The following is a 21427-nucleotide window of genomic DNA, read 5'->3' on the forward strand; positions in this document are numbered from 1 at the left end:
AGATCATGCGCAAGAACACCATCGGACTCGTCCCGCTCGCCCTGCTGGCGCTGGCACTCCTCCCGCTCCAGGCCGACAGCGTCCAGCCCGACTGCTTCAACCCCACGACGTCCCTCGCCAGCACGGTTCGCGGCCCGACCGCCGGGGACGAGCAGTTCTTCACGCTGCCGGTGGGGCCGTCCAACGTCATGTTCATCCTCGACTCCTCGGGGTCGATGAAGACGCTCCCGCAGTGCGGGGACAACATCACCAGCGCCTGGGGGGACAGCTCCGGTCCGGCCACCTGCCAGTGGCCGACCTCGCTGAGCATCCCGAGTTCGGCCGGCGTGACTGGCACCTGTGACGTGAGCGCCGAGTCGGAGCTCGCCTGGATGCAGAGCTACGTGCCGCAGGCGGCGGTCTACGACCCTGGCCACGGCCTCGCCTCGAGCGGCCTCGATGACCGGCCGACCTGGGGCAGCACGTGCACCGGCAACGCCTGCCTGTTCCAGGGAGACCAGATCTACTCGTTCAACTCGTGGACCGAGACCTCCGCGACGCCGAAGACGAGCTGCAACACGAGCGCAGGCGGCACCACGGTGACCCCGGACGACGCCGCCTGCCGCCTGTGCCTCTTCGGCAACTCCACCACGCCGGCGAAGGGATTCTACTTCTACTCCTACAGGACCTCGGGCGGCAGCACTGGTCGTTACCTCGTGTTCAGCGGCGCCTGGCTGAACGCCAACCCACCGAAGTTCATGGCGGCCCGCAAGGCGATCAAGGACACGGTGTGGATCGACCCGGCTCACCCAAACGCGACCGACACGATCCGATTTGGCCTCTCCATCCTTGGCCCTGAGATCATCGTTCCGCTCGGCCCAGACAAGCCGAACACCTATCCGCGGTCGGCGACGGCGTTCACGCAGGCGCGGCAGTACATGCTCGATTCTCTCAACCGCAAGCTCACCGGCGTGCCGAGCTTCATGAGCGGCTCGACACCGATGGCCTCGACGCTCTTCGGCGTCGGTCAGTACTTCTCCTCGTCGGGCCTCTACACCCAGGCGTTCGGCTCCACCTTCGAGTCGAGTACCCTCTCGCAGAGCTCCGCGGGAGCCGTGAACGCCCCATGGGCGACGAGCAACTCCAACCAGTGCTCGATCTGCTGGGGGTGCCAGCAGAACAACATCATCATCGTCACCGACGGCTCGCCCAACTCCGAGAACGCGCTGCCGGCCGTCATCAAGGCTTATGACGACGGCACCTACAAGAGCAGCAACAACTGCGGCCCGGGGGACTCTTGCCAGACCGGCGTGCCGGCGACCTGCCCCAGGCTGACGACGGTGAACGCGACCAACGGCCCGAACGCGACCAATGTGATCGCCACGAATGGCCCGAACGCCACGAGGAAGAACGCGAGCGACTTCGGCGTCGCCGCCATCTGCGCCAAGAACGCGCAAAACAAGCTCCGCTGCGGGAGCACCAGCACGTCTTGCTCGAAGGCCGGTGACCCCTGCTACCAGTGCCCCAACGGCTCGATGAGCGCGAGCGACACCCAATGCTCCGGATACTTCTGCGCGGGCAGCACGACCGCTCAGTCAGGCGCGACCCCGGCCTGCTACGCCACCTGCCCCGGTGACACGACGCATTACGCGAGCGGCTACATCTGCTACTCCACGTGTCCCGACGGCTCCAAGCACCCGGCGAACTACGGCGCCTGCTACTCGACCTGTCCTGGCGACACCACCCAGTACCCGCCCAACCACGGCGCCTGCTACACGACCTGCGCCGGAGACACGACTCACCACCCGGCTGGCTACACCTGCCCTTGCACCTGCTCCGGCGATTCCGGCACCTACACGGCCGGCCAGATCTGCCCGACCAGCATGTGCTGCAGCCCGAGCGATTCTGCCTCCAACCCACCTACCTCCCTCCCGCGCATCGCCTCGTGGCTGCACTCGAACGACCTCCGCACCGACCTGTCGGTGGCCAACCCCCAGACGGTGACGACCTTCACCATCAGCTTCGGGCTGGAGGTCCCGCCTCCGCCCACGGTGAACAAGGCGGTGCAGCTCCTCAAGGCCACGGCCAACATGGGCAATGGCAAGTTCAGCAACGCCCCCGACGCGAAGGGCCTGCTGGACGCGGTCACCTCGGCGGTGAACAACATCGTGGAGCGCGCCAACTCCTTCAGCGCCCCCGCCGCGGCGTCGCTCTCCACCCTTCGGTCGGTGGCGGTCGAGGCCGTGCTCACCCGCTTCAAGCCCAACGACACGGCCACCTGGGAGGGCCACGTCTACCAGGGCATGCTCTTCGACGAGTTCCTGAACGGCTGCGATCCGACCAAGGGTCCGGCGGCCGCCGACCAGCCCCAGGTGACCTGCGGGAACAAGACCATCTCGGCCAACTTCGACGGCAACGCCACCGCCGCCGGCACCGCGGATTGTACCGGGGTCTTCCTGGTCGACGCCGATTGCGACGAGGTGACCGAGGATCCCAAGACCGGCGCGTTCCTCAAGAAAGGGCAAGGGACGACGCCGGCCAACATGTTCTGGGACGCCGGCTTCGTCCTCTCGAACCCCACCTACCCCGCCGGCGATCCCAAGGCCGGGCAGGCGGTCCCCGGGTACAAGAGCGCCGACAACCGCACCATCTACTCGGTGCTGGACGGGGCCATCAAGCCGTTCAACACCGCCAACGCCTCCGTCTTCGCGCCGTACATGAGCCTCACCCCGGCGTGGTGCTCGCAGCAGCTCCAGCTGTGGGGGATCTGCGGGACCTCGCCGCTCCCGGCCTGCACCTCGGTCGTGAACCAGTGCGCGACGGCGATCGTCAACTTCGTCCACGGCTGGGATCTGACGGACATCGACGGCGACGGCTGTGGCGCCCCCGGCCGGCAGTCCAACGCAACCTCCTGCCCGAGCGGCGCGGACGGCGAGCAGCGCGATCGCGCCAACGACGCCCGCACCGGCACGCCCGTGTTCTGGAAGCTGGGCGACATCTTCCACTCCGCGCCGGTGGTGGTCCGGCCGCCCCGGGACGAGTACTCGTGCGCCACCGGCTTCGAGAACCAGTGCACGGCCACCATCTTCAGCCCGAGCTCCCTCTCCAGCCAGACGAAGATCGTGAACACCTACCAGGGCCTCGGGAGCCAGCAGGTGGACGCCTACGAGGCCTACCGCCTGGCGAAGGTCGACCGACAGCAGCTGGTGCTCGTAGGCTCCAACGACGGCATGCTCCACGCCTTCGACGCAGGCAGCCCCGATCCCGCCCAGCCCACGCGCAACGCGCTCGGCGTGCGGCCTTACACCCGCGGCACGGGGGAGGAGGTCTGGGCGTTCATCCCGCCCGACCTGCTCCCGCGCCTCAAGGACCTGACGCAGGCGCACCAGTACATGGTGGATGGCAACGTCATGGTGAAGGACGTGTGGGTGGACGGGAGCGCGGCCGATCCCGCGGTGACCTCCGCACACGACAACGTCAAGCAGTACGCCCCCGGCTCGGAGGAGTTCCACACGGTCGCGGTGATCACCGAGCGTTCGGGCGGCACGCAGTACACGGCGCTCGACATCACGGATGTCTCCAGTCCCAAGTTCCTGTGGGCGTTCCCGCCGCCCGGCTCGGATGACACGCGCTACATGGGCCAGAGCTGGACCGACTTCGCGCCCGGTCCGCCCCCCATCGGCCCCGTGCGCATGGCGCTGGGGAGCGGCGTCCCCGATCCCACCACCCGGAACTTCGAGGAGCGGTGGATCGTCTTCATCAACGGAGGGTACGATCCGACGCTGACCCGGGGCCGCGCAGTGTGGATGGTCGACGTCTGGACAGGGAAGGTCGTCTGGCGGTTCACGGATGACGACTTCAAGTCGGTCATGAGCTACGGGAGCGGCACCAGCATGTTCCCGGTCACCGCCACGGTCGGCGCCGTCGACATCGGCGACCCCAGCCGTGCCACCTCCGATCACGACGGGTTCTTCGACACCGCCACCTGGGGTGACCTCGGGGGCAGCCTCTTCGTCGCCCGCTTCTGGAGCCCCGGGGTCCTCGATGACACGACGAAGCGCGTCGGGAACTGGTACGCCGCACGCACGTTCGAGCAGCAGCGTCTCTCCAGCGACCTCCAGAACGTCGCCGGGCGCTCTCCGTTCTTCTTCATGGCGGACAACGTCTTCGACGAGACCACCCACACCCTTCGAACCGCGCTCGGCTCCGGCAACCGCGCCCGCAGCATGACCATCGGGAACGAGTGCACGCCGGACAACCTCCTCGGCTGCTGCGCCGCGGGATGCACGACCGTCCAGGCGACCTTCAGCGACGCCTTCGGGACCTGCACGCGGAGCGGGGAGTTCCGCTGCGCCTCCGGGATGCTCCAGCTCGATCCCACCAGCAGCAGCTGCGGCGCGCCGCTCGCGTGCGGCAGCTTCACCACCACCGCCACGCTCCAGCTCATCTGCCCCGGCGCGTCCCCTCCGACCCTCACCGCTCAGCTCACCTGCGACCAGAACGGCGTGTGCCAGCCCTCCACCAACCTGGGCACCAACAGCGTTGGCACGATGCCGGCCGCGTCCACGAAGTCGCGCTTCTACGGCGTCTGGTCGTTCGGCGGAACGGCGGGGAAGATGTTCGACGTCGCGACGTCGTCGAACGTCAAGAACGAGGTGAAGGCCTTCGAGAAGAACCGCTTCACGGACGTCGCGTACGCCGGCTGCACCGGGCCGACGGGCGGCACGTGCAAGCTCGTGGACGTGACGCAGGCGGTCGCGACCTACAACCCCGCCAGCCCGCTCCTCAGCTCCGTGAGCTGCGCCTCGGGGACGACCTGCCAGGCCACCAGCGGGGACGCCGGCTGGTATTACGAGTACGGCGACCGCTGTCCGCTGGCGAGCTGCGACCCCGCGCCGCCGTGGTACGACGAGAAGACCGGCGCCCCGGCGTCGACCATCCTCGGCTGCACGTCCTGGGGCAGCTTCCGGCCGATCGGCGCGTCGACGAGCGGCACCGATCCGTGCACCAGCACGGCGGGGACGCCGCAGACCTACGGCTACATGGCCGACTACATGACCGGCGCGCCCACGGCGGCGTGCGGATACCAGTATTCGACGGACACCACCCACGCCTACGTCCGCGCCGTCCAGCGAGACACCATCGCTGCGCCGAACCCCCCGACCATCCGCGTGGTGGTGGGCGCCTCGGGGGTGCGGTACCAGGGGCTCGAATTCCCTCCTGGCGGATCGGGCGGCATGGTCACGCCGACGAACTACGGCACGCGGACCGACACCGCCGAGATGATGTACTGGCTGGAGGTCCCGCGGGATCTCCACGACTGCCGCCATAACGCGGCGGCGGCTGCCACCACCTGCGAGTGAAGCGCCGGCGGGGGGCCCTACGGGCCCCCGCCGATGCCGAACTTGGCCAGGCGGTAGCGCAGCGACCGGAAGGTCAGGCTGAGGAGCCGGGCCGCCTCGGTCTTCACGCCCCCGGTGCGCCCGAGCGCCTCCTCCAGGATGGCGCGCTCGATGGCGTCGAGGTGCGCCTGGAGATCGAGCCCCTCGTCGGGCAGCGCCGCCGCGCCCGCCGCCGCCGGCAGCGGCGCCGCGCCGCGGACGGCCGGCGGCAGCACCGCGGGCTCGATCACCCCGCCGTCGCACAGCGTGACCGCGCGCTCCAGCACGTTGGCGAGCTCGCGCACGTTGCCGGGATAGGCGTAGGCGAGGAGCAGCCGCTGCGCCTCCGGGGAGACCGACGGCCGCGGCCGCCCCAGCTCGCCGGCGAAGCGGTCGAGGAAGTGGTCGAGGAAGAGCGGCAGGTCCTCGCGCCGCTCGCGCAAGGGCGGCATCTTCAGCTGGATGACGTTCAGCCGGTAGAAGAGGTCCTCCCGGAACCGGCCCGCCTTCACCTCCTCGGCCAGCTCGCGGTTGGTGGCGGCGATGATGCGGGCCGCCACCGCCAGGTCGGCGCTGCCGCCCACCCGCCGGATCTTCCGCTCCTGCAGCGCCCGCAGGAGCCGCACCTGGAGGACGGGCGGCAGCTCGCCCACCTCGTCGAGGAAGAGCGTCCCCGAGCCCGCCACCTCGAAGAGCCCCTGCTTCTGCTCGGACGCGCCGGTGAAGCTCCCCTTCTCGTGGCCGAACAGCTCGCTCTCGATGAGGCCCTCGGGGATGGCGCCGCAGTTGATGGCGACGAACGGCTGGTCGCGGCGCGGGCCCTTGTCGTGGATGGCGCGCGCCACCACCTCCTTGCCGGTGCCGCTCTCGCCGGTGACGAGGACGGTGGTGCGGGTGGGCGCCACCTTCTCGACCAGCTCCCGCACCTCCTGGATGAGGGGCGAGGCGCCCAGGATCGCCTCGCCGCCCGGCCGGTGCTCCCCGACCCGGTGGCGCAGGGCGCGGTTCTCCGCCACGAGCGCCCGGTGCTCGAGCGCCTTCTCCACCACCAGCTTCAGCTCCTCGACCTTGAACGGCTTCAGGACGTAGTCGTACGCGCCCGCCTTCATGGCCTGGATGGCGGTCTCGGTGGTGGCGAAGGCGGTCACCACCACCACCTCGGTGGTGGGGGAGGAGGCCTTCACCGCCTTGAGGACGTCGAGGCCCGAGCCGCGGCCGAGGCGCAGGTCGGTGATGACGAGGTCGAACGCCGCGCCCGCCAGCCGCGCCAGCGCGCCGGCGGCGTCGCCCGCCGCGGTCACCTCGTGCCCCCCCGTGCCGAGGAGGATCTCGAGCAGCTCCCGCATCGACTGCTCGTCGTCCACGACCAGGATGGAGGCCATGCGCGATCCTACCCCGCCGCGGGCCGGGCCGCCGCCGGCAGGCGCACCGTGAAGCGGGTCCCCTGCCCCGGGACCGAGTCCACCCCGACCGCGCCGCCGTGGGCGTCCACGATGCGCTGCACGGTCGCGAGCCCGAGGCCGGTGCCGCCCTCGCGCGTCGTGAAGAACGGGGTGAAGAGGTGCGGCAGATCGGCGGCGGAGATGCCGGGCCCGTCGTCCTCCACCTCCAGCCGGGCGCGCTCCCCCTCGGCAGCGCAGCGCACGCGGACCGTCCCGCCGCCCTCGCGCTGCCCCGCCGCGTGGGCGGCGTTCGCGAGCAGGTTCCACAGCACCTGCCGGAGCTGGCCGGCGTCGCAGGAGGCGGTGGCGGGCTCGAGCTCCCGCTCGAGCCGTACCCGCCCGGCGGCGGGGTCGTGCGCGAAGACCTCCAGCGTCTCGGCCACCGCGTGCGCGAGATCGACCGGCTCGCGGCGCGGCGGGGAGGGCCGCGAGAAGGCGAGGAACGCGGCCACCAGCTGCTCCAGCCGCGCCGCCTCGCGCAGCACGATGTCCATCAGCCGCGCGTCGCCCGAGGTGAGGCCGGACGAGGCCCGGAGGAGCTCGACCGAGCCCGCCATCGAGGCGAGCGGGTTGCGAAGCTCGTGCGCCAGCCCCGCGGCGACGCGGCCCAGGTCGGCCAGCCGCTCGCTGCGCTGCATCTCGTCCTGCAGCTGGCGGAGCGCGGTGAGGTCCTGGAAGATGACGGCGCGCCCGATCTGCTCCCCCCCGCGCGCCAGCAGGGGGAAGGCCGTGTACCCCAGCCAGAGCCGCTCACCGCGGGCGTTCACGAGCTCGCTCTCGCCTCGCTCCACCCCCGGCTGGAAGCCGCCGAACCAGCGGGCGGCGGGCGTGCCGCGCACGGCGGCGGCCTCGACGCCGGTGATCTGCTCCCCGGCCCGGTTGAGGAAGGTGATGCGGCCCTCCACGTCGATGGTGACGAGCCCGCTCGCCACCGACTGCACGATCGACTCGTGCAGCGCGGTGATGGCCGCCAGGTCCACCTCGCGCGCCTCCAGCCGCTCGCCGGTCCGGCGGAGCTGCTCGGCGAGGTAGCTCGCCAGGGCCGCCGTCGCCGCGAAGGCGAACAGGTGGACGAACACCGTCGGCGCGCTCGGGCGGACCGCGGGCCCGACCGTGACGAGCGGGAGGTAGATGGAGATGGAGAGCGCGGCCGCCACCACCGCGCCGCGGCGGAAGAGCAGGATGCTCCCGTTCACGATGCCGAACAGGAACATGAAGACGAACACGCTCTCCGAGAAGCCGGTCAGCCGGACCACCGCCGCCGCGATGACGACGTCGAGCGCCACCTGCCCGTAGGCGAGCGCGTGCAGCGCCGCGCGCCAGCGGAGCCCGAGGGCGAGGCCGAGCGAGGCGACGTAGGTGAAGAGGACCAGCCGGAACAGCGACCCCGCCACCTCGCCGATGAACCCGGGCGTGGTCCAGGCGGCCGCCACGGTGCCGCCCAGCAGCACCGTCACCGTCACCAGCCGGAAGAGGGTGAGCCAGACGAGCTTCCGGAACAGCGGGTCCCGGCCGGCGGCCGGCGCCGCGCCGGGCAGCTCGACGGGCGCGGCCACCGCTACTTGATGTTGCCGGCGATGCTGAAGATGGGGAGGTACATCGCGATCATGAAGAAGCCGACGATGCCGCCCAGGAAGACCATCATGATGGGCTCGAGCATGCTCGTCAGCGCCCCGACCGCCACGTCCACCTCGTCGTCGTAGAAGTCGGCGATCTTGTTGAGCATGGCGTCCATGGCGCCGGTCGCCTCGCCCACGCCGATCATCTGCACCACCATGGGCGGGAAGACGTCGGTCTCGGCCAGCGGCTGGGCGATGCTCTTCCCCTCCGAGATCTTGGCGCGGACGTACATGATGGCCGCCTCGACGGTCTTGTTGCCGGCGGCGCGGCCGACGATCTGGAGCGCGTCGAGGATGGGCACGCCGGAGGAGAGCATGGTGCCGAGCGTGCGGGTGAAGCGCGCCACCGCCACCTTGCGCACCAGGGGCCCGAAGAGCGGGACCTTGAGGATGAACTTGTCCCAGCCCTCGCGCCCCTTCGGCTGCCGCAGCGTCACCTTGAAGGCGACGACGAAGGCGACCGGGACCCCGACGAACCAGTACCAGTTGTCGACCAGGCCGTGGGATAGGTTCACGAGGAACTGGGTCGGCGCCGGGAGCGTGCCGCCGAAGTCCTTGAACATCTTCTCGAAGGTGGGGGTGACGAAGCCGAGCAGCGCGCCCACCACGCCCACCGCCACCACGAGCACCACGGCGGGGTAGGTCATGGCGCCCTTGACGCGCCGCTTGAGCTTCTCGTTCTTCTCGATGTACGCGCCGAGCCGCTGCAGGATGGTGTCGAGGATGCCGCCGATCTCGCCGGCGCGCACCAGCTGTACGAACAGGTCGTCGAACGCCTTGGGGTGCTCCGACAGCGCGTCGGCGAAGGTGGAGCCCGCCTCCACCTTCGACTTGATGGCGAGGAGCACCTTGCGGAAGGCGGGGTTGTCGGCCTGCGTCCCGATGATCTCGAGCGCCTGCACCAGCGGCAGACCGGCGTCGATCATCACCGAGAACTGCCGGGTGAAGATGAGGATGTCCTTGGTGGTGACGCCGCCCTGCAGGCCGGGGAGGGAGAGGTTGATCTCGCCGAGCTTGCGCCGGACGCGCGTCGGCTCGAGGCCCATCTGCCCCAGGCGGGCGCGCACCGACTGCTCGTCGGCGGCCTCCATCTCGCCCTGGCGCTCCTCGCCCTGGCGCGTCTTGCCGGTCCACTTCCACACCGGCAGCTTCGCGGCGGGTGCGGCCTTGCTCGAGATGTTGACGGCGGCCTGAGCCATGTTCCCCTCGCTGCGTCGCTGCCCCGCGGAAGTCTATTGCAACGACCGGTCCTGGTCGAATCGCGCGCTGTGGGCGCGCCGCCTACCTCGCCGCCGGCTGCGGGCGCGCGACGCCCTGGCCGCTGAGGAGCATCGAGCGCAGCTCGTCCGGATCCGACGAGCGCCCCATCGCCTCCTCCACCGCGATGAGCTTCTTGGCGGCCAGCGCGGCCAGGCTCTGGTTGAAGGTCTGCATCCCGAACTTCTGCTGCCCCATCTGCATCTGCGAGTAGATCTGGTGCACCTTGTCCTCGCGGATGAGGTTCCGGATGGCCGCGTTGGGGATCATGACCTCCAGCGCCAGCACCCGGCCCGGCGCGCCGGCGCGGGGGATCAGGTTCTGCGTCAGGACGCCCTCCAGCACGAACGAGAGCTGGGCCCGCACCTGCGGCTGCTGGTGGGGCGGGAAGACGTCCAGGATGCGGTTGATGGTCTGCACGCAGCTGTTGGTGTGGAGCGTGCCGAAGGCGAGGTGGCCGGTCTCGGAGATGACGAGCGCCGCCTCGATCGTCTCGAGGTCGCGCATCTCGCCGATGAGCACGACGTCCGGGTCCTGCCGCAGGATGTGCTTCAGCGCCTTCTTGAAGCCCTGCGTGTCCGCGCCGACCTCGCGCTGGTTGACGACGCAGTTCTTGTGCGGGTGCAGGTACTCGATCGGATCCTCGATCGTGATGATGTGCTCGTGCCGCTCGGTGTTGATCTTGTCGATGATCGAGGCGAGCGTGGTGGACTTGCCCGAGCCGGTGGGCCCGGTGACGAGGACCAGCCCGCGCGGCTTCTTCGCCAGCTCGCTCACGATCGCGGGCAGCCCGAGCTCCTGGAAGGAGAGGATCTTGAACGGGATGGTGCGGAAGGCACCCGCCACCGCCCCGCGCTGCATGAAGATGTTGGCGCGGAAGCGCGAGAGCCCCTTCACGCCGAACGAGAGGTCGAGCTCGCTCTCCTCCTCGAACTTGTGCTTCTGCGCGTCGGTGAGGATGGAGTAGCAGAGCTGCTTCGTCTCCACCGGCGAGAGCGCGGCCGTCTTGAGCGGCACCAGCTTGCCGTCGATGCGGAGCTGGGGCGCCGAGCCGGTGGTGATGTGGAGGTCGGAGGCGCCCTTCTCGACCATCGCCTTGAGCAGCTGGTGCAGGTTCGCCATGGAGAGGTCCCGCCTAGAACCGATCGGGCGCGGTGTTGCCCACCGCCTCGGAGAGGGTGGTCACGCCCTGCTTCACCTTGCCGAGGGCGCTCATGCGCAGCGTCTTGAAGCCGAGGCGGATCGCCTCCTGCTTCAGCTCGGCGGTCGAGGAGCCCTGGATGACGAGCTCCTTGAGGCCGTCCCAGAGCGGCATCACCTCGTAGACCGCCACGCGGCCCTTGAACCCGCGGTCGTTGCAGTTCTTGCAGCCGTCCCCCTTGTCCATGGGGGTGAAGGTGCCGATCTCCTCCGCCGGGATGCCGGCGTCGAGGAGCGCCTGCTCGTCCACCTGCGCCGGCTTCTTGCACTCCGGGCAGAGCCGCCGGCAGAGCCGCTGCGCCACGATGGCGTTGAGCGAGGCGGTGACGAGGAACGGCTCGATGCCCATGTTGAGGAGGCGCGAGATGGTGCCCGGCGCGTCGTTGGTGTGCAGCGTCGAGAGCACGAGGTGGCCGGTGAGGGCCGCCTTGACGCCGATCTCGGCCGTCTCGAAGTCGCGGATCTCGCCGACCATGATGATGTCGGGGTCCTGCCGCAGGAAGCTGCGCAGGGCGGCCGCGAAGTTGAGGCCGATGTCCTCGTGCATCTGCACCTGGTTGATGCCGAAGAAGTTGAACTCGACCGGGTCCTCGGCGGTGCTGATGTTCCAGGCCACCTCGTTGAGCTTGGAGAGCGCCGAGTAGAGCGTGGTGGTCTTGCCCGAGCCGGTGGGGCCGGTGACGAGGACCATGCCGTACGGACGGTCGATCGCCTCCAGGAAGTCCTTGAGCTGGGCCTCCTCGAACCCGAGCTTGGTCATGTCCAGCTGGAGGTTCGACTTGTCGAGGAGGCGCATCACCACCTTCTCGCCGAACAGCGTCGGGCAGACCGAGACGCGGAAGTCCATCTCCTTGCCGCGCCCGAGCTTGAGCTTGATGCGGCCGTCCTGCGGCAGCCGGCGCTCGCTGATGTCGAGCTCGCTCATGATCTTGAGGCGGGAGATGATCGCGTTCTTGAGCTTCATCGGCGGCTTCATCACCTCGTACAGCACGCCGTCGATGCGGAAGCGGACGCGGAAGTCCTTCTCGTAGGGCTCGACGTGGATGTCGGAGGCCCCCTTCTTGATGGCGTCGAGCAGGATGAGGTTCACCAGCTTCACGACCGGGGCCTCGCCGGCGCTCTTCTCGAGGTCGACGACCTCCTCGCCGCCCTCGGCCCCCTCGACCAGCGAGACCTCGCTGTCGTCGAAGCCCTGCATCAGCTCGTCGTAGCTGGGGCCCTTCTCGGCGTAGTAGCGCTCGATGGCCTCCTTGATGGCCGCCTCCGAGGCCACCACCGGCTCCACGTTGTACCCGGTGTGAAACTTGATCTCGTCGATGGCGAAGATGTTCGACGGGTCGCTCATGGCGACGATGAGCGAGCTGCCCGCCCGGTTCACCGGCACCACCTGGTGCTTCTCGGCGATGTTCTTCGGGACGAGCTTGATGACCTCGTCGTCGACGTCGAAGTCCTTCAGGCTGATGGCGGGGACGCCGTACTGCTTGGAGAGGAAGTTGGTGAGGTCGCCCTCGCCGATGGCGCCCGTCTTGACGAGCAGCGAGCCGATGCGGCCGCCCGTCTTGCGCTGCTCGTCCTGGGCCTTCTGCAGCTGCTGCAGGGAGATGAGATTCTCCCGGACGAGGAGTTCACCGAGACGTCCCGACATCGTGGTATCCCGCGTAGGAGTGGCAGCCGACCGACCGCCGGACTGTAACAGCCGCTCCGCGGCGGGATCAAGGAAGCGCCAGGCGCAACACCGCGAAAACGCGCCGGAAAATCCGACCTAGGCTCACATCGTCCCCGCGCCGGAGAGTACGGCCCGGGCGCGCTCGGCGTCCTCGGCGATCTGCTCCCGGAGGGCCTCGAGCGAGGCGAACCGGCGCTCCTCGCGCAGGCGGGCCACGAAGGCGACCCGCAGCGGCTCGCCGTAGCGGTCGCGCGCGTCCGCGTCGAGGAGGTGCGCCTCGAGCGAGACCGTCCCGGAGCGCTGGACGGTGGGCTTGACGCCGACATTGGCGACGCCCGCGAGCTCCGCGCCACCCGACCACGCGCGCACGGCGTAGACGCCGTTCGCGGGCAGCATGGCCTGGGGGCGCAGGTTGGCGGTCGCGAACCCGAGGCCGCGCCCGCGGCCGGCGCCGCGCTCGACCGGGCCCTCCACGTCGTGCGGCCGGCCGAGGAGCGGCGCGGCCGCCTCGACCTGCCCTTCGAGGAGCAGCTCGCGGATCTTGGTGGAGGACACCACCAGCCCCTCCCACGCCACCGGCTCGACCACGGTCAGGCGCGCCCCGTGCGCGGCGAGCAGCTCCCGCAGGCGGTCCACGCGGGTGCGCCCTCGCCCGGCCGTGAAGTCCTGCCCGACCACCACGTCGCGCGCGCCCAGGTGGCCGACGAGGTCGCGCGCCACGAACGCCTCGGCGTCGGTGGCGGCGTAGGCGAGGTCGAACGGCTGCACCACCGCGGCGTCGAGCGCGCAGCCGGCGAGGAGCTCCAGCTTCCGCGCCAGCGGCGTGAGGAGCGGCGGGGCGAGCTGCGGCCGCAGCACGCGGACCGGGTGCGGCTCGAAGGTGAGCGCCGCGGCCGGCGCCCCGCGCGCGGCGGAGAGCTCGCGCGCCACCTCGAAGAGGCGCCGGTGCCCCAGGTGGACCCCGTCGAAGTTGCCCACGGCGACCGCGCAGCCGCGGAGCGCGCCCGCCTCGGCGAGGGAACGGTAGACCTCCATGCGTGGGAGATAACCCGATTCCGCCCCGGCGGCGAAGCAGATCCGCCCCGCGGGCGCGATCAGAGGAACCGCTTCGAGAAGCCGCGCGGGAGCAGCTCGCCGAGGGTCGTCTCCACCACCGCCCCCCGGGCGCCGGCGAGGAGCACCACCAGCTCCGGGCCGGCGAACTCGGCCAGCGTCTGCAGGCACATGCCGCAGGGCGGGGTGGGCGGCACGGTGCCGCTCGCCACCGCGACGGCCGTGAGCCGGCGCGCGCCCGCCAGCACCGCCGCGGCCACCGCCGCGCGCTCGGCGCAGATCGTGAGGCCGTAGCTGGCGTTCTCGAGGTTCGCGCCCTCGAAGCGCCGCCCCTCGGCCTCCACCGCGGCGCCGACGCGGAAGCGCGAGTACGGCGCGTAGGCGCGGCGCCGGGCGGCGCGCGCCTTCGCCACCAGGCGGGCGCCGCGCGCCGTCACGTCCGCGCCGTCTCGAGGTACCGCGCGATGGCCAGCTCCGTCTCGAGCGGCAGGTCCTGGAAGCGGACGTGCGCGCCGAACGCGCCGGCGGCGCGGGTGACGCGCAGGATCTCGCCCTCGCAGCGCACCTCGCCGCGCAGCCCCGGGACGAGGAAGCGCAGCTCGACGCGCGCGCCGGCCGGAGGGTGACCCTCGGCGAAGTAGACGCCGCCGAGGGAGAGGTTCCCGGCGCGCTCCTCGAAGGACCCGCCCAGCGCGGAGTCCCGCACCAGCAGGCGGATGGGCACGCGCTGGCTGTCGCGGCGGTCCTCCTCGGCGGGGGGCGGGGGCGCGGCGTGGTCGCGTCGGCTCATGGGCGTCTCCACCGACAGCGTAGCGCCCCCCGGCGCGCGGCTCAAATTCGCAGCTCGCCCAGGAACGCGGCGAGGAGCGCCCCGAGCCGCTCGCCCTCGCGGGCGGCCACCGCCGCCACCTCCTCGTGCGAGAGCGGCGCCGTCCCCAGCCCGGCCGCCGGGTTCGTGACGAGCGACACCCCGACCACCGGCACCCCCATGTGCCGCGCGGCGATCACCTCCGGGACGGTGGACATGCCGACGAGGTCCGCCCCCATCCCGCGCAGCATGCGGATCTCGGCCGGGGTCTCGTAGCTCGGCCCCGCCATGCAGGCGTAGACGCCGCGGCGCAGCGGGACGCCGAGCCGCGCGGCGGTCGCCTCGAGCCGCGCGCCCAGCGCCGGGTCGTAGGCGTTCGACAGGTCCGGGAAGCGGGGCCCGAGCCGCTCGTCGTTGGCGCCGGTGAGCGGGTTGTGCCCGGAGAGGTTGAGGTGGTCGGAGATCCGGACCAGGTCGCCCGGCGCGAGCTCGGGGTTCACGGCGCCCGCGGCGTTCGTGACCACCACCACCCGGGCGCCGAGCAGGCACAGCACGCGCACCCCGAAGGCGACGTCGAGGGCGCTCCAGCCCTCGTACCCGTGCACCCGCCCCTGCAGCACCGCCACGGTGACGGGGCCGTCGGCGCCGGGCAGGTCGCCGAGGACGAGCCGCCCGGCGTGGCCGGCCACCCGCGACACCGGGAACTCGGGGATCTGGTCGTAGGGCAGCGCCACCGCGCCGCCGAGGCGCGCGGCGAAGCCGCCCAGGCCGGAGCCCAGCACCACCCCGGCGCGCGGCGGCGCGTCGGTGCGGCCGCGCACGTAGGCGAGCGCGTAGGAGAGGCGGTCGTGGAGCTCGGCGCGGCTCACGTCGGGTCGACCAGCCGGGCGAGGAGGAGCGGCGCGGGCGGCGGCGGCTGGGCGCCGATCTGGTAAGCGCGCCGCACCCGCTCCGCCACCCTCGCGGGGGGCTCGGCGCCGCGGCGGCCGAAGTGGACCGTGGCGAGCGGCTCGCCGGCCTGGACCCGCTCTCCCACCTTCTTCCGGAGGGTGAACCCGACCGCGGGGTCCACCGCGTCCTCCACCCGGGAGCGGCCGGCGCCGAGCGCCACGGCGGCGACCCCGATCGCCTCCGCGTCGATGGCCTGCACCGCGCCGGCGGCGGGCGCCGTCACCTCGAGCGTCCCCTCCGCCGCGGGCAGGCGCCCGAGGTCCAGGAGAGCGGCCGCGTCGCCGCCCTGCGCCTCCACGAGCTGGCGGAGCTTCTCGAAGGCGCGCCCGTCCCGGACGACCGCCCTCACCTGCGCCAGGGCCCCGGCGAGATCGGGCGCGCGCCCGGCCTGCAGCACCATCTCGGCGCAGAGCGCGAAGGTCACCTCCCGCAGGTCCGCCGGGCCGCCGTCGTGGAGGAGCTCCACCGCCTCCTTCACCTCGAGCGCGTTGCCGACCGCGCGCCCGAGCGGCTCGTCCATGCCGGTGAGCAGCGCGACCACGCGCTTGCCCATGCCCTGCCCGATGGCGATGAGCGCGCGCGCCAGCGCCTCGGCGTCCTCCCGGCGCTTCATGAAGGCGCCCGAGCCCACCTTCACGTCGAGCACGAGCGCGTCGATCCCCTCCGCCAGCTTCTTCGACATGATGGAGGAGGCGATGAGCGGGATGGACTCGACGGTGCCGGTCACGTCGCGCAGCGCGTAGAGGCGGCGGTCGGCGGGCGCCAGCCGGTCGGTCTGCCCGATGAGGCAGGCGCCGACCGACGCCAGCACCTCCCGGAAGCGCTCCACCGGGAGCCGCACCTGGAAGCCCGGGATCGCCTCGAGCTTGTCGAGCGTGCCGCCGGTGTGGCCGAGGCCGCGCCCCGAGATCATGGGCACCACCACCCCGCAGGCGGCGGCGATGGGGGCGAGCGCCAGCGAGACCTTGTCGCCCACCCCGCCGGTCGAGTGCTTGTCGACCTTGACCCCGGGGAGATCGGAGAGGTCGAGCACCTCGCCCGAGCGGAGCATGGCCTGCGTGAGCGCGGAGGTCTCCGCGGCGGTCATGCCGCGGAAGAAGACCGCCATGCAGAAGGCGGCCATCTGGTAGTCGGGGACCCGGCCCGCGACGTACGCCTCGACGAGCCCTTGCAGCGCCTCGGGCGGGAGCGCGCGCCCGTCCCGCTTCGCCTTGATGAGCTCGACCGGCAGCACCTCCCGGAGGTAGCACGCGGCGTCCGGAATCGACAAGCTCTTCGGGGCCGCGCCCCCCGGTCACAGCGCCTCGAGCGCGTAGCGGGCGGCCCGCGCGAAGGACGCGCCCCCCTGGGGCAGATCGGGGTAGTGCCCGAGGAAGCGCTGGCGGTGGCCCTCCGGGCAGCGCTCGTGCGCCGCCAGCGCGTTGCGGTAGCAGAGCCGCGCCCGCTCCAGGTCGTGCTGCGCCTCCCGGCAGCGGCCGAGGAAGTAGTGCGCCAGCGCCAGATCGGGGTCGAGGAAGAGCGCGCGGGAGAGCTCGGCCGAGGCGCCTTCCGGGTCGGACCGTCCGTAGAGGTGCACGCCCAGGAACAGGTGCGGCTCCGCGCGGAGCGGCTCGCGCGCGACCGCCTCCCGGTAGCAGGCGGCGGCCTGCTCCGGGGCCTGCAGGAGGTCGTGCAGGTGCGCCAGCGTGAGCCGGAGCCCCAGGTCGTCCTCGCCGGCCGAGAGCCGGGCGAGCAGGAGGTCGCGCGCGGCCATGAACCGGCCCCGGTCCATGAGCTGAGCGGCCTCTGCCAGGACGTCCTCCGCCGGGCGATGGACCGCGCCGCCCGCGGTCGGGATCGCCGCAGCGGTCCCGGTCGCCGTCCCGGTCGCGGCCGGGGTCGCGGTCGTGGTCCCGGTCGAGGTCGAGGTCGCGGCCACCGGCGCGGCGGGGCTCTCGGCTCCCCCCGGCCGCCGGTACAGGAACGCGCCCTCCACCTGCTCCAGGTCGAACCCGTCGTAGAGGTGGAACAGCGACTCCGAGTAGCCGAGGAAGAGCCAGCCGCCCGGCGCCAGCGCGGCGCGGAAGCGCTCCAGCACGCCGACCGTGGTGCTGGTGCTGAAGTAGATGAGGACGTTCCGGCAGAAGACGACGTCCCAGGCGCCCCGCGCCGGGCGGGGGTAGGAGCCGGAGACGAGGTTGTGCGTGGCCGCCCCGGTGAAGAGCGCGCGTAGCGCCGGGCCGACCTCGGCGCGCCCGTCCCGCACCTCGAACCAGCGCGCCCGCGCCTCCGGCGGCACCTCGCGCAGCCGCTCCTCGAGGAAGGTGCCGGCCTGGGCGCGCGCCGCCGCCTCGGGGTTGAGGTCGGTGGCGAGGAGCTCCAGCTCGCCCGGCCGGGCGCCCGCCTCGGCGGCCGCGATCGCGATCGACCAAGGCTCCTCGCCGGTGGCGCAGCCGGCGGACCAGATCGCGAGCGGCCGGCGCTCGGCGCGCGCGCCCGCCAGGAGCCCGGGGAGGAGCGCGCGCAGCGCCTCGAACTGCCGCTCGTCGCGGAAGAAGCTGGTCTTCCCGACCGTCACGAGCGGCAGGAGGCGCCGCAGCTCCTCCTCGCCCGCCGCCGTCCGGAGGTGCTCGACGTACCGGCCCGCCTCCACCGCCGGCGGGTCCGGCGCCTCGAAGCGCGCCGCCACGGCCAGCCGCAGGGCGACGTCCCCGCCGTCCCGGCCGCAGAGGCCCACCCGCTCGCGCAGGAGCTCCGCCAGCTCGCGCAGGTGCTCGGGGGCGAGCTCGATCATCGCGCCAGCCCGGCCAGCGTCCGCGCGATGGCGTCGAGCGGGAGGACGCGGTCGACCGCGCCCGCCTCCAGGGCCGCGCGCGGCATGCCGAAGACCACGCTGGTGGCCTCGTCCTGCGCCAGCGTGATGCCGCCCGCCGCCCGGAGCTCCTTCAGCGCCTCGGCGCCGTCGTGCCCCATGCCGGTGAGGATCACGCCGCAGGCGCTCCGGCCGTAGGCGCGCGCGGCCGAGCGGAACAGCGGCTCGACCGAGGGCCGGAAGGTGTCGATGGGCGGCGCGCCGGAGAGGTGGACCCGGCCCGGCCCCACCTCGAGGTGGTGCCCCGAGGGCGCGAGCAGCACCACCCCGGGCGCCAGCGCGTCGCCGTCGCGCGCGACGCGCACCGGGCGGCCGGCCTCATGGGCGAGCCAGGCGGCGAGCCCCTCGGCGAAGCCGTCGGCGATGTGCTGCACCACCGCCACCGGCAGCGGGAACGCGGGGGGCAGCCCCTGCAGGAGCGCCGCCAGCGCGCGCGGCCCGCCCAGCGAGGCGCCCACCACCACCAGCTCGCAGCGCGCCGCCGGACGCGGCGGGAGCACCGCCGCCGCCCCGCGCAGGCCGCGCGGGTGCCGGATGACGCGGACGCCGGCGATGAGCCGCAGCCGCGATCTCAGGCGCGCGCCGTAGGCCGCGAGGTCGCCGCCGGCGGCGGGCTTCTCCAGGAGGTCGAGCGCGCCGAGCGCCAGCGCGCGGAACCCGACCGCCTCCTCGGGCCGCCCGGTGAGGACGAGGATGGGCGTGGGCGTCGCCGCCATGATGCGGGCGATCCCGCCGAAGCCGTCGGTGCCGGGCATCTGCAGGTCCATCGTCACCGCGTCCGGCCGGAGCGCCTCGACCGCGGCGGCCGCGGCCGCGCCGTCGTGCGCGGTGGCGACCACCTCGAAGCCGTGCTCGCCGCCGAGGAGGTGCGCGAGCACCTCGCACACCAGCTCGGAGTCGTCCGCCACCACCACCCGGAGGCGGTGGTCGGGGCGCGCCGTCACGTCCCCGCCCCGCACAGCCGCTCCACGGTCTGCGCGAGCAGGGCGGCGTCGAGATCGCCCTTCACCAGGTAGGCGTCGGCGCCGGCGTCGAGGCCGCGCCGCCGGTCCTCGGGCGCGGAGAGCGAGGAGAGCACCACCACCGGCAGCCGGGCGAGCCGCGGCGACCCCTTCACCCGGCGCGTCAGCCCGATGCCGTCCAGCACCGGCATCTGCACGTCGGTGACGAGCAGCTGGTGCTGGCCGGCGGCGAGCCGCCGCCAGCCGTCCTCGCCGTCCACCGCCTCCTCGACCTCGTGGCCCAGCGCGCGCAGGAGCGCCGCCTCCGCCTCGCGGGCGATGGCGCTGTCGTCCACCAGCAGCACGCGGAGCCTGCGCCGCCCGGCGGCGGGCGCGTCGGGGAGCGGCGCCTGCGTCCGGCGCGCCGCCGCGATGAGCTCGGGGGTGGAGAGGAGGAGCGCCACCCGGCCGTCCTCCAGCGCGGCCGCGCCCGAGACGAACCGCGCCCCGTCCAGGAAGGCGCCACACGCCTTCACCGCCACCTCGCGCTCGCCGGCCAGCCCGTCCACGGCCAGCGCGGCGGCGTCGGCGCCGTGCGTCAGGAAGACCACCGCCGGGCGGCGCTGGCGCGGCCCCCCGTCGAGCCCGAGCAGGGGCCCGAGCGCGACGATGGGGACGAGCCGGTCGCGCAGCCGGAGGGCGCGCACCCCGGCCACCTCGGTGACGGCCGCGGGATCCAGCCGGCCGACGCTCTCCACGTCCGAGGCCGGGACGCCGTACACGTCCTCGCCCAGGCGGAGGAGCAGGACCTTCATGAGCGCGAGCGACTGGGGCACCCGGAGCGTGAAGCGCGTGAAGCGGCCCGGCTCCGACTCGACCACCGCCGATCCGCCCAGCTCCACCGTCTTGCGGCGCACGACGTCGAGCCCGACGCCGCGCCCCGAGATCTCGCCAGCGGCCTCCCGCGTGCTGAAGCCGGGCAGGAAGATGAGCTCGTGCAGCGCCTGGGGGGCCATGGCGGCCAGCTGCGCCGCGGGGGCGAGCGCGCGCGCCAGCGCGACCGCCCGCAGCCGCTCCGGATCCAGGCCTCGGCCGTCGTCCTCCACCGAGAGCGCGAGCTGATCCCCCTCGATGCGCGCGGTGATGACGAGGCGCCCGGCGCGCGGCTTGCCGGCGCGCTCGCGGTCGGCGGGGGCCTCCAGGCCGTGGTCGACGGCGTTGCGGACCAGGTGGACGAGCGGGTCGTTGAGCGAGAGCAGGATGGCCTTGTCCACCCCGGCCTCGCCGCCCTTCACCTCGCACTCGACCTCCTTGCCCTGCTCGCGGGCGAGGTCGCGGGCCGCGCGCGGGAAGCCCGCCAGGATGCCCGCCAGCGGCAGGAGCCGGGCCGACCCCACCCGCTCGGCGAGGTGCGCCATCTGGCCGTGCACGGCGCTCACCGCGTCGGAGTGCCGGCGCAGGAAGCGGAAGGTGTCCGAGCGGAGCAGGTGGACGTCGTCGTCGATCCGCCCGGCCAGCGCCGGCACGTCGCGGACCCCCGGCGCGGTCAGCGCCGCGAAGCGATCGGCCAGCCGGCTCCAGCGGGCGAGCAGCGCCGCCAGCTCGCGGCTGCGCCCCTCCGCCCGCGCCCCTTCGACGAGCAGGTCGCCCGACAGCGCCGCGATCTCGTCGAGGCGATCGACGTCCACGCGGATGGAGCCGGTGGGCGCGCGCAGCTCGAGGCGCCGGGAGGACTTCGCCTCGCCCGCGCGCGCCCGCCGCGCCGCCGCGGCCGCCATGGCGTTCGCGGTCGCGGCCGAGCTCGGGGTCGGAGTCACAGCCGGCGTCGCGGTCGCGGTCGGAGGGACGGTGGCGGTCGGGGTCGGGGTCGGAGCCGGAGTCGGGCTCGGGGCACCGGCCGCCGCCGCTTTGAGCCGCGCCGCCAGCCCCTGCGCCGCCTCGCCCCCGTCCGGCGGGCCGTCGAGCAGCGGCGGGACCGCGTCGCACGCCTCGAGCAGCGCCTGCACCCTCGCCCCGGCCGCGGCGGAGGGCCCGGACGGCAGGGCGCGCAGGACGTCCTCCGCGGCGTGGACCACCTGCGCCAGCCCGGAGAAGCCCAGCATCCGGGCCTCGCCCTTCAGCGTGTGGAGCTCGCGCGCCACCTCGGCCCCGGCCTCGCCGGCGTCGCCGCGCTCGAGCGCCAGGAGGCCGGCGCCGATCTTCTCCAGCCGATCGGCGGTGACCTCCCGGAACTTGCCCAGGAGCTTCTGCCGGATGTCGTCCTGCGAGCCCACGCGCCC

14 protein-coding genes are annotated in these 21427 nt (G+C 73.0%); 1 reads left to right on the top strand and 13 read right to left on the bottom strand.

The genetic code is table 11. The features are described from left to right. Window positions 1–5: 5 nt before the first annotated feature. Window positions 6–5342 (top strand): pilus assembly protein, encoded by a 5337-nt coding sequence (locus HWY08_RS02030; RefSeq protein ID WP_176062448.1) that lies wholly within the window; start codon window positions 6–8, stop codon window positions 5340–5342. Between the two features lie 17 nt (window positions 5343–5359). On the opposite strand, the gene HWY08_RS02035 is transcribed toward HWY08_RS02030, so the two are convergent. The 13 genes from HWY08_RS02035 to HWY08_RS02095 all read right to left on the bottom strand — a co-directional run bounded on the left by HWY08_RS02035 (window position 5360) and on the right by HWY08_RS02095 (window position 21421). After that, window positions 5360–6742 (bottom strand): sigma-54-dependent transcriptional regulator, encoded by a 1383-nt coding sequence (locus tag HWY08_RS02035; protein ID WP_176062449.1) that lies wholly within the window; start codon window positions 6740–6742, stop codon window positions 5360–5362. Between the two features lie 8 nt (window positions 6743–6750). Further along, window positions 6751–8358: an ATP-binding protein gene (locus HWY08_RS02040; protein WP_235969406.1), complete on the bottom strand. Its 1608-nt coding sequence runs from the start codon at window positions 8356–8358 to the stop codon at window positions 6751–6753. Window positions 8359–8360: 2 nt separating this feature from the next. Continuing rightward, on the bottom strand, window positions 8361–9620 hold the full coding sequence (gene pilC, locus HWY08_RS02045) for a type IV pilus assembly protein PilC (protein ID WP_176062450.1): 1260 nt from the start codon (window positions 9618–9620) through the stop codon (window positions 8361–8363). 82 nt (window positions 9621–9702) lie between these two features. Continuing rightward, entirely contained in the window at window positions 9703–10800 is a 1098-nt protein-coding gene (locus HWY08_RS02050) for a type IV pilus twitching motility protein PilT (RefSeq protein ID WP_176062451.1), read from the bottom strand. 13 nt (window positions 10801–10813) lie between these two features. Further along, complete coding sequence (pilB, locus tag HWY08_RS02055) at window positions 10814–12523, bottom strand: type IV-A pilus assembly ATPase PilB (RefSeq protein ID WP_176062452.1); 1710 nt, start codon at window positions 12521–12523, stop codon at window positions 10814–10816. Window positions 12524–12646: 123 nt separating this feature from the next. Further along, entirely contained in the window at window positions 12647–13579 is a 933-nt protein-coding gene (ribF, locus tag HWY08_RS02060; protein WP_176062453.1) for a riboflavin biosynthesis protein RibF, read from the bottom strand. Between the two features lie 59 nt (window positions 13580–13638). Next, window positions 13639–14034 (bottom strand): cytidine deaminase, encoded by a 396-nt coding sequence (cdd, locus tag HWY08_RS02065; RefSeq protein ID WP_176062454.1) that lies wholly within the window; start codon window positions 14032–14034, stop codon window positions 13639–13641. Next, complete coding sequence (locus tag HWY08_RS02070) at window positions 14031–14387, bottom strand: PilZ domain-containing protein (RefSeq protein WP_176062455.1); 357 nt, start codon at window positions 14385–14387, stop codon at window positions 14031–14033. Before HWY08_RS02070 ends, cdd begins: the two co-directional genes overlap by 4 nt. Before the next feature lie 41 nt (window positions 14388–14428). Continuing rightward, window positions 14429–15274, bottom strand: coding sequence for a purine-nucleoside phosphorylase (locus HWY08_RS02075; protein ID WP_176062456.1), 846 nt, complete (start codon window positions 15272–15274; stop codon window positions 14429–14431). Continuing rightward, complete coding sequence (locus HWY08_RS02080) at window positions 15271–16590, bottom strand: thymidine phosphorylase (protein ID WP_176062814.1); 1320 nt, start codon at window positions 16588–16590, stop codon at window positions 15271–15273. Before HWY08_RS02080 ends, HWY08_RS02075 begins: the two co-directional genes overlap by 4 nt. A 60-nt stretch (window positions 16591–16650) precedes the next feature. Next, entirely contained in the window at window positions 16651–18129 is a 1479-nt protein-coding gene (locus HWY08_RS22075) for a CheR family methyltransferase (protein WP_176062457.1), read from the bottom strand. Beyond that, entirely contained in the window at window positions 18126–19151 is a 1026-nt protein-coding gene (gene cheB, locus HWY08_RS02090; RefSeq protein WP_176062458.1) for a chemotaxis-specific protein-glutamate methyltransferase CheB, read from the bottom strand. The genes HWY08_RS22075 and cheB overlap by 4 nt, the downstream gene beginning before the upstream one ends. Further along, window positions 19148–21421: a hybrid sensor histidine kinase/response regulator gene (locus HWY08_RS02095; protein ID WP_176062459.1), complete on the bottom strand. Its 2274-nt coding sequence runs from the start codon at window positions 21419–21421 to the stop codon at window positions 19148–19150. The genes cheB and HWY08_RS02095 overlap by 4 nt, the downstream gene beginning before the upstream one ends. Between the last annotated feature and the right edge of the window lie 6 nt (window positions 21422–21427).

Origin of the sequence: Anaeromyxobacter diazotrophicus (genome assembly GCF_013340205.1) — a bacterium.
Lineage (GTDB): Bacteria > Myxococcota > Myxococcia > Myxococcales > Anaeromyxobacteraceae > Anaeromyxobacter_A > Anaeromyxobacter_A diazotrophicus.

What these genes read in the sequence shown, in the direction of transcription:
- HWY08_RS22075 (WP_176062457.1), bottom strand. Translation starts at nt 18,129, where the DNA reads ATGATCGAGCTCGCCCCCGAGCACCTGCGCGAGCTGGCGGAGCTCCTG.
- HWY08_RS02030 (WP_176062448.1), top strand. Translation starts at nt 6, where the DNA reads ATGCGCAAGAACACCATCGGACTCGTCCCGCTCGCCCTGCTGGCGCTG.
- ribF (WP_176062453.1), bottom strand. Translation starts at nt 13,579, where the DNA reads ATGGAGGTCTACCGTTCCCTCGCCGAGGCGGGCGCGCTCCGCGGCTGC.
- pilC (WP_176062450.1), bottom strand. Translation starts at nt 9,620, where the DNA reads ATGGCTCAGGCCGCCGTCAACATCTCGAGCAAGGCCGCACCCGCCGCG.
- pilB (WP_176062452.1), bottom strand. Translation starts at nt 12,523, where the DNA reads ATGTCGGGACGTCTCGGTGAACTCCTCGTCCGGGAGAATCTCATCTCC.
- HWY08_RS02070 (WP_176062455.1), bottom strand. Translation starts at nt 14,387, where the DNA reads ATGAGCCGACGCGACCACGCCGCGCCCCCGCCCCCCGCCGAGGAGGAC.
- HWY08_RS02035 (WP_176062449.1), bottom strand. Translation starts at nt 6,742, where the DNA reads ATGGCCTCCATCCTGGTCGTGGACGACGAGCAGTCGATGCGGGAGCTG.
- HWY08_RS02050 (WP_176062451.1), bottom strand. Translation starts at nt 10,800, where the DNA reads ATGGCGAACCTGCACCAGCTGCTCAAGGCGATGGTCGAGAAGGGCGCC.